Annotated in this window: 5 protein-coding genes; 3 read left to right on the forward strand and 2 right to left on the reverse strand. The window is 74.0% G+C overall.

Features of this window, described 5'->3' with window-relative positions:
* Positions 1-111: 111 nt before the first annotated feature.
* Positions 112-636, reverse strand: coding sequence for a MarR family winged helix-turn-helix transcriptional regulator (locus tag ACH0A8_RS16075; protein ID WP_209682175.1), 525 nt, complete (start codon positions 634-636; stop codon positions 112-114).
* Positions 637-721: 85 nt separating this feature from the next.
* Here ACH0A8_RS16075 and ACH0A8_RS16080 point away from each other — a divergent pair, with 85 nt between their 5' ends.
* Positions 722-1,927 (forward strand): FAD-dependent monooxygenase, encoded by a 1,206-nt coding sequence (locus tag ACH0A8_RS16080; RefSeq protein ID WP_066654881.1) that lies wholly within the window; start codon positions 722-724, stop codon positions 1,925-1,927.
* Between the two features lie 54 nt (positions 1,928-1,981).
* On the opposite strand, the gene ACH0A8_RS16085 is transcribed toward ACH0A8_RS16080, so the two are convergent.
* Complete coding sequence (locus tag ACH0A8_RS16085) at positions 1,982-3,103, reverse strand: NAD(P)-binding domain-containing protein (RefSeq protein ID WP_066658377.1); 1,122 nt, start codon at positions 3,101-3,103, stop codon at positions 1,982-1,984.
* A gap of 200 nt (positions 3,104-3,303) precedes the next feature.
* On the opposite strand from ACH0A8_RS16085, the gene ACH0A8_RS16090 reads away from it, so the two are divergent.
* Together ACH0A8_RS16090 and ACH0A8_RS16095 are read left to right on the forward strand one after the other, a co-directional pair.
* A complete protein-coding gene (locus ACH0A8_RS16090; RefSeq protein ID WP_406907553.1) occupies positions 3,304-4,803 on the forward strand; it encodes a pyridoxal phosphate-dependent decarboxylase family protein in 1,500 nt (499 codons plus the stop codon).
* Between the two features lie 89 nt (positions 4,804-4,892).
* Positions 4,893-6,268, forward strand: a 1,376-nt coding sequence (locus ACH0A8_RS16095) for a lysine N(6)-hydroxylase/L-ornithine N(5)-oxygenase family protein (protein WP_406907554.1), incomplete at its 3' end; no start/stop codon positions are given.

Raw genomic sequence — 6,268 nt, forward strand, 5'->3', positions numbered from 1 at the left:
CACCCGAGAACCCCTCCGAGCTCCGGCCCGGAGGGGTTCTCGTCGTTCGCGGCGAGGCGGTGCTCTCGGGGATGCGGAGCCCGTTGCTCCCGGCGAGGCGCCGCCCGTCGATCAGTGGGCGGTCGCGGTGGTCGAACCACCGCTCCGACGCGCCGCGAGGCGCGTGTTCGCCGCGGTCGCCGCCGTCGTCATCCGCGCGAGGAACCGCAGTGCGGCCCGGAGCTCGGTGGGGTCGCTCTCGCGGAGGGCGCCCGCGATCTCGCGCCCGGCGAGCGCGAGGAACGCCTCGTTCGCAGCCCGCGCCGCGGCGGTCGCGCGCAGGGTCACCCGCCGGCGGTCCGTGCTCTCGCGGTGGCGGGTCACGTGACCTGCCGTCTCGAGCCGGTCGACGAGCACCGAGGTCGCACCCGACGTCATGCCGATCTGCCGGGCGAGCTGCGCGGGGGAGAGCGGCTCGCCCGCCTGCTCGGCCCACAGCACCTGACCGAGGGCGTTCGCATCCGTCGTCGACATCCCCATCCACACGCCGAGGTGCCGGTCGAGCTCCTCGAACGCCACGGCCCAGTCCCGGAGGTGGTGCATGACGGCGACCTCGTCGTCCTGCCAGTCCGTCGTGAGCGGGTCGATGTCGGGCATCCAGGTTCCTCCACAGTCAAGTCGCTTCACTGTAAAGCACAAGCGGTCGGTCCCAGCCGACCGCGCAGCACACGAGGAGCAGGACATGTCCGCACCACACGCAGTGATCTCGGGAGCGAGCATCGCAGGTCTGTCCGCCGCCTGGTGGCTCCGGCACACCGGTTGGGACGTCACCGTCGTCGAACGCGCTCCGGCCTTCCGTGACGGCGGGCAGAACGTCGACGTCCGCGGCGTCGCGAAGCAGGTGCTCGAGCGGATGGGGCTGACGGATGCGGTCCGTGCCGCGAACACCACCGAGACCGGGACCGTCCTGGTCGACACCGAGGGACGGGTGACCGCGACCCTGCCCGAGGGGCCGGACGGCGCGACCGCCGAGCTCGAGGTGCTCCGGGGCGACCTGGCCCGCACGGTCCGCGACGCGCTGCCCGACGAGGTGCCCTTCGTCTTCGGTGAGCGGATCACCGACGTCGACGACACCGCGCCCGGACACGTCGCCGTCACGACGACCTCAGGTCGGACGCTCCGGGCGGACCTGCTCGTGGTCGCCGAGGGTGTCCGGTCGACCACCCGGGCGCTGGTGTTCGACCACCCGGGCGACGTCGCCGAGCGGGACCTGGGCGTCACGATGGCGTTCGGGACGATCCCTCGGACGGACTCCGACGACCGACGGTGGCGCTGGTACAACGCCGTCGGTGGACGCCAGGTGCACCTGCGCCCCGACCCGTACGACACGACCCGCGCGATCCTGGCCTGGGCCGGCGACGACGACGGGGTGACCGGCGCCGAGCGCACGGGGGTGCAGGCGGGGCTCGAGGAACGGTTCGCCGACGCCGGGTGGCAGTCGCGCCGTGTGCTCGACGGCTTCGCGACGTCGGACGACGTCTACGTCGACCGGCTCACCCAGGTGCGGATGCCCGTCTGGCGGCGGGGCCGCGTGGCCCTCGTCGGCGACGCGGCGTGGTGCGTCACGCCCATGGGCGGAGGAGGCGCGTCGCTCGCCCTCACGAGCGGGTACGTGCTCGCCGCATCGGTCACGGGTCGCTCCTCGGACCGTGCGGACCTCGACCGTGCGCTCGCGGCGTTCGACGACTGGATGCGACCGCTCGTGGACGACGTGCAGGGCATCCCGCGCGGGATCGTCCGGTTCGCCTACCCCCGGACCCGGCTCGGGCTCGCGCTCCGCCACGTCGCCGACAGGGTGCTGCTCGAGGGGCCGCTGCAGGGCCTCGCGGCGAAGGCCACCCGCGTCGCCGAGACCGACCGCGAGCTCCCACCGGTCCCGGTGGTCTGAGGCTGCTCGGCGGCACCGCTCGGCGAGACGCTGACCGGGTCCGGGGTGCGGCGGTCAGCGCTCGACGTCAGCACTCGGCGGTCGACCGTCCCCGCGGGTGCCCTCGTGGGTGTCGAGCCAGCGGTCCAGGTCGCGGGCGGCGGCCCGGCCCGCGCGGTTCGCCCCGACGGTCGACTGCGACGGGCCGTACCCGACGAGGTGCACGCGCGGCTCGTCGGTCACCTGCGTACCGGCGACCGGGACGCCGCCGAGCGGGCCGCGCAGGTGCATCGGCGCCAGGTGGTCGAGGTCCGCGCGGTACCCGGTCGCCCAGAGCAGGACGTCCACCGAGGTGTCGGTGCCGTCGGCCTCCACGACGCCGTGCGGTCGGACCCGCGTGAACATCGGCCGCCGCTCGAGCACACCGCGCCGAGCGGCGTCACGCAGCGCGCCGGTCCAGATCAGTCCGGTGTACGACACGATGCTCGCCGGCGGTCGACCGGCCCGGACGTCGGCGGCCACGCGTCGTTCCACGTCGACGCCGTCGACCTCGTGGACGAAGCCGCCCGGCAGGAACACCGGTTCGCGCCGGGTGTACCAGACGGTCGAGGTGACGAGGCTGATCTCCCCGAGCAGCTGCACCGCGGAGATCCCGCCGCCGACGACGGCCACGCGCCTGCCGCGGAAGTGCTCGGCGTCGACGAAGTCGCGACTGTGCAGCTGCTCGCCGAGGAAGGATGCGGCACCCGGCACGTCCGGGACCACCGGGGTGTCCCACGTGCCGGTGGCGTTCACCACGGCGCGCACCAGCCACGAGCCGTGGTCCGTGTCGAGACGGAGTGCCCCGTCGGGGCGGTCGTCGACCGGTGTCACCGACCGCACGCGGACGGGCCGCAGCACCGGGAGGGCCTCGCGCGCCTCGTGGTCGGCGAAGTAGCGGGGGACCGCGGTGCGGGCCTCCTCCGCAGGGTCGACGGGTGGGAGCGGCGTGCCGGGCAGGTCGTGGATGCCGTTCACCGTGGCCATCCGCAGCGACGCCCACCGGTGCTGCCACGCGCCTCCTGGCCGTTGGTTCGCGTCGAGCACGACGACGGTCCTGCCGGCCGGCCCGCCGCGGTCCCCGGCGCCGGACACGGCGCGGAACCCGCGTCGGCGCAGGTGGTGCGCGACCGACAGTCCGGCCTGCCCCGCGCCGATGACGGCGACGGTCGCGACGGCGTCGACGGTCGCGACTGCGTCGGCGGTCGCGTCCGCGTCGGCGTCGGCGGCGGACGGAGGGCAGGTCACCCGGTGAGCGTACCGGGGCAGGCCGGGGCGGGCCGAGCGCGACAGAACGACCGGTCTTCCCCCGGGTGTGGCTTCCGTTCCGCAGAGGAGTGAGGTTAGCCTTACCTAACGTGAACAGCTCCACATCCTTGCTCGAACTCCTCACGTCCGACCGCTCCGACCGGTACCGCAGGGTCGTCCGGGGCGCGGTCGACCGGACCGCCGACCGACTCGCGACCGTCACCGCGCCGACCACGGACACGCCCGCCGCCGTCCTCCGACAGCGGATCGCGGCGGTCGACCTCGACCGACCGCTCGGATCGGCCGAGGCCGCCGTCGCCGAGGTCGACGACCTCTTCACCGCGGAGGCCGTCTGGTTCCACGACCCCGGGTACCTCGCGCACCTCAACTGTCCGGTGGCGGTGCCCGCGGTCGCTGCCGAGGCGGTCCTCGCGGCGGTCAACCCGTCGGTCGACACCTGGGACCAGTCGCGGATCGGCACCGAGATCGAACGTCGGACGGTCCGGTGGGTCACGGACGCGATCGGCTTCCCGACGGGGGACGGGGTCTTCACCTCGGGTGGGACCCAGTCGAACCTGCACGCCCTGCTCCTGGCGCGCCAGGCCGCGACCGCACCGCTCCGCGCGGGAGACCGTGCGCACCGCTCGCCGGCACTCGACGACCTCGTCGTGTTCGCCACCGCGTCGAGCCACTTCAGCGTCCGGAAGTCCGCGATGCTGCTCGGCCTGCCGGAACGTGCCGTGGTCGACGTCGCCGCCGACGCAGCCGGCCGGATGCGACCGGACGCCCTCGCCCACGCGATCGCCGACGCCCGGCGCGAGGGCCGGACGCCCGCGGCCGTCGTCGCGACCGCGGGCACGACCGACCGCGGCTGCATCGACCCGCTCGAGGCGATCGCCGACGTCTGCGACCTCGAGGACGTCTGGTTGCACGTCGACGCCGCGTACGGCTGTGGTCTGCTCGTGTCCCCGACCCGCCGACACCTGCTCGCCGGCATCGGACGAGCGCGGAGCGTCACCGCGGACTTCCACAAGTCGTTCTTCCAGCCGGTGTCGTCGAGCGCGCTGCTCGTGCGGGACCCGGAGGACCTCCGCCGGGCCTCGTGGCACGCGGACTACCTCAACCCCGAGGACGCCGACGAGCCGAACCAGGTCGACAAGTCCCTGCAGACCACCCGGCGGTTCGACGCGCTCAAGCTCTGGGCGACCCTCCGGGCGAGCGGCGCCGAGGCGATCGGACGGGCCTTCGACGCGGTGCTCGACGTCACGGAGCGGGTGCACGAGCACGTCGCGGCACACCCGGACCTGGTGCTCGTCGCGCCGACGCAGCTGAGCACGGTGCTCTTCCGCTGGCAGCCGGGCGGGGTGTCGGACGCCGAGGCCGACGCACTCGTCGCGCCGCTGCGCGCGGCCCTGCTCGCCGAGGGTCGGGTGCTCGTCGCGAAGACCGTGATCGACGGCCGTCCGTGCAGCAAGCTCACCCTGCTCAACCCCACCACGAGCACGACGCAGGTCGTCGCGGCGCTCGACCACGTGGTCGACACCGCGGCGCGCCTGCACGCCAGCGGCGTCCCCAGCACGGCCGGCACGACGACGGGAGCGACCCGGTGACCACCAGCACCAGCACCACCGGCACCAGGACCAGCGACACCGGCACCAGGACCAGCGACCCCGGCGACGGTGTCGGCCGCGTCCTCGACCTGGTCGGGATCGGGATCGGCCCGTTCAACCTCGGGCTCGCCTGCCTGACCGACCCGATCGACGACCTCGACGCCGTGTTCCTCGACCAGGCCGAAGGCTTCGCCTGGCACCACGGCATGATGCTCGACGACGCCACCATCCAGGTCCCGTTCCTGGCCGACCTCGTGACCATGGCAGACCCGACGTCGCCGTTCTCGTTCCTCGCCTGGCTCAAGGAGACCGGGCGGCTCTACCCCTTCTTCATCCGCGAGGACTTCCACCCCCTGCGCGTGGAGTACGACGCCTACTGCCGCTGGGCCGCCGAACGGCTCGACACGCTGCGCTGGGGCCGTCGGGTCGTCGCCGTCGAGCACGACGAGGACACCGACCTGTTCACCGTGCTCGCCGAGACCCCGAGCGGGTCCGAGCGGTACGTCGCCCGGCACGTCGTGCTCGGGATCGGCACGGAACCCGCGGTGCCCGAGGCGCTCCGCGACCTCGACGGACCGGTCGTGCACTCCGCGGGGTACCTGCCGGCGCGTGACGCGCTCCGGAGCGCCGACTCGATCGCCGTGGTCGGGAGCGGGCAGTCCGCGGCCGAGGTCTACCGCGACCTGCTCGAGGGCATCCGCGACGGCGGTTACCGCCTCGACTGGATCACCCGATCGCCCCGGTTCTTCCCGATGGAGGACACCAAGCTCACGCTCGAGATGACGAGCCCGGAGTACACCGACCACTTCCACGCCCTGCCCGGCGAGGTGCGAGACCGGCTCGGTCGCGAGCAGCGGGGGCTGTACAAGGGCATCAGTGCCGACCTGGTGGACGAGGTCTACGACACGCTCTACCGGATCAGCGCCCGCGGGCCGGTCCCGACGACGCTCCGGACCGACACCAGCGTCGTCGCGGCTGCGTGGCTGCCCGAGCGGGACCGCTTCCGACTGACCCTCCGACACGGGCAGCTCGGCACCGAGGCGGTGCACGAGGTCGCCCGGCTCGTCCTCGCGACCGGGTACCGACCGCGGGACCCGGACTTCCTCGCCCCGGTCGAGCACCTCGTCCGCCGCGACGACCGCGGTCGGTTCGCCGTCGCACGCGACCTGCACGTCGACACCCTCGGCGGACGGATCTGGGTGCAGAACGCCGAGGAGCACACGCACGGTCTGACCGCCCCCGACCTCGGGATGGGGGCGTGGCGGAACGCCTCGATCATCCGCTCCGTCACGGGGCGGTCCGTGTACGGCCTGGAGGAGCGGATCGCCTTCCAGGAGTTCGGCCTGCCCGGTGGACGGCCGGTTCCGGACGCTGCGGCCGGTCCCGTCGCCGACGCCCCGGCGAGCGCCGCAGCCGCGGCAGCCCGTCGGACCGCGACCGCCGGGGCCGCGTCCGAGCGGGACGG

The sequence above is a fragment of the Curtobacterium sp. 179-B 9B NHS genome, from assembly GCF_045370965.1.
Taxonomy (GTDB): domain Bacteria; phylum Actinomycetota; class Actinomycetes; order Actinomycetales; family Microbacteriaceae; genus Curtobacterium.

Bases quoted from the DNA above. Each gene is read 5' to 3' on its own strand.
- ACH0A8_RS16075 (WP_209682175.1), bottom strand. From the start codon at position 636: ATGCCCGACATCGACCCGCTCACGACGGACTGGCAGGACGACGAGGTC.
- ACH0A8_RS16080 (WP_066654881.1), top strand. From the start codon at position 722: ATGTCCGCACCACACGCAGTGATCTCGGGAGCGAGCATCGCAGGTCTG.